This is a genomic window from Paraburkholderia sp. (assembly GCF_049581445.1).
Lineage (GTDB): Bacteria > Pseudomonadota > Gammaproteobacteria > Burkholderiales > Burkholderiaceae > Paraburkholderia.
In genome coordinates this window covers 1-1,987 of record NZ_JBAURZ010000243.1, presented here as the reverse complement: position 1 = coordinate 1,987, position 1,987 = coordinate 1, and the positions used below count along the sequence as shown (strand labels likewise).

Annotated in this window: 3 protein-coding genes; 2 read left to right on the top strand and 1 reads right to left on the bottom strand. The window is 64.2% G+C overall.

All coding sequences use genetic code 11. The features are described from left to right. Positions 1-143 (top strand): AzlD domain-containing protein (locus tag WCA85_RS20930; protein ID WP_424066784.1); only part of this gene is annotated, 143 nt, incomplete at its 5' end. 364 nt (positions 144-507) lie between these two features. Beyond that, complete coding sequence (locus WCA85_RS20925) at positions 508-1,275, top strand: DUF4088 family protein (RefSeq protein ID WP_424066783.1); 768 nt, start codon at positions 508-510, stop codon at positions 1,273-1,275. Between the two features lie 27 nt (positions 1,276-1,302). Here WCA85_RS20925 and WCA85_RS20920 read toward each other — a convergent pair. Beyond that, the coding region (locus WCA85_RS20920; protein ID WP_424066782.1) for a 3'-5' exonuclease at positions 1,303-1,987 on the bottom strand (685 nt) is incomplete at its 5' end.

Below are 1,987 nucleotides of genomic sequence, written 5' to 3'. Positions count from 1 at the left end.
GCGCCGAGCTGACCTGGCGTAACCCACAGCTGGTCGGCGCGCTAGCCGCCGTGGCCGTCAGCGCGTTGACGCGCCGGCCGCTGCTGACCATCGCAGTGGGCCTCACCGTGTTCTTTGTCTGGCAATGCGTTGTGCTTAAATAGCGCGGGTTCGCCGGATCTGTTCAACGGGCCCGGCTGCACCGTTCCATCTACCGCAGCCCCGCTAGAGCGATTCACCTGGGTCGGCGCCACTGCCCCTGCCCGAGCCGTGTGCGGCGCTGCAGCAGGTGCCCCGGCTGCGACCGGGACATGCCCAGCTGCGACACCCGCCGCCCCGTGCCCTCAAGTTTTACCCCATTACGCCGTTATGCAGTCGAGGTCCGCTCGTCGGGAAGGTACTCCCGCTGGTTATGCGGCAACAAGCAGGATCAACCGCGTCAAGCATCAACATCGCTCTCTCACGGGGGCGGTTCGCAGACGGCGACACGTTTGCGATGCAACGCGGGAGGACCAAACGGGATAAGACATGGGTCAAATCACCCTTTCACTCAAAGACGACACCGTCGCGAATCTGCGCAAGGATTTCGACGCGTTTCTGCGGGTTTCGCTGAAGCTCGATCCGCAATTCGCCACGCCGTCGTTTGAGGATTTTCTGCGCGCCAAGCTGCTCGACAACATGTTGCCGCTCACCGAGCACGCGGTGAAGCGGATGTTGCAGGGCGGCCAGTATGCGTGGGCCAAACGTACGCTGGACAAGGAGTTCCCAGATGTCGTCGCGATTTTGATGCAGCAGGCCACCGAGTTCGGCTTCGGCTTCGCGGCGCGCTCGGAATGGACTCCTGAGGAACTGGCCAAGCAGTGCCATGACTGGGCGGCGGCCATCGTGAGGGAATCGGAAGGCGATGCGTCGCTGATCGACCCGCTTGCCGCACAGATCAAGGGCGCAGCGAGGGACATCCAGGCGCTTGAAGAAGAGATGCAGACGCCCGCGTGGCGGCTGGTGGAATCGCTGCGCCAGCGGGTCTACGAAGCCAAGGTGGCCTGCGAAACGACCGTAGGCAGCACCGCGCGCGAAAAGCTCGGCGAATTGCGCGGCCTGTTGCGTCTGGGCATTTCGCACGGCTCGTTCCAGAAGCAGGAAGCCCAGCAGATCATGGAATATCTGCGTCTGCTGAAGCCCGACATCTTTGTCGAAGAGCCGTACGATGTCTTCACGCGCCTCGCCTCGTGGCTGCGCGCCTTCTTTACGCCGCCGCCGCGTCAACAACAGGCCCCGTCCAAGCAAGCGCGCTAATTGCGTTAAAGGGCGGCGCCGCCGCCCTCAATCCCACATTTTCTTCAGCTTTGCGGCAATCGCGATCTTCGCCTGCGCCGCGGCTGCCAGACCCGCCGCGCCTGGCACCGCCGGCACCGGCACGCGCGGCCAGGCGTAAGTGTCGAACAGCGGCAGCAGATGCGCAGGAATGAAACGGCTGCGCGACGCCCAGACGTGGCGGTCGCCCAGATGCGTCTGGTTGTGCACGTAGAAACGCTGCGGCACGACGAGATGCAGATCCTCCTTCGCGCGCGTCATTGCCACATAGAGCAGCCGCCGCTCCTCTTCAATCTCCTCCTCGCTACCAGTACCGAGATCCGAGGGAATGCAGCCGTCCACACCATTCAGGACGAACACGTTGCGCCACTCCTGGCCCTTCGCGGAGTGAATCGTCGACAGAATCAGATAGTCCTCGTCGAGCAACGGCACCCCGGATTCGTCGCTGGTGGCGTCGGGCGGATCGAGCGTCAACTCGGTCAGGAAGCGCTCGCGCGAAGCGTAGGTGCCCGCGATGCTTTCCATCTGCAACAGATCGGCGTGCCGGATCGCGGCATCGTCGTGATTGCGCTCGAGGTGCGGCTCGTACCAACGACGGATCAGCTCGAACTCGGCCGGCCACGCTGAGTCGCGCGCGCACACGGTCGCCATCAGCGCGACAAACGCCTGCCAGTCCTCGAGCGCGCGCGGCGGC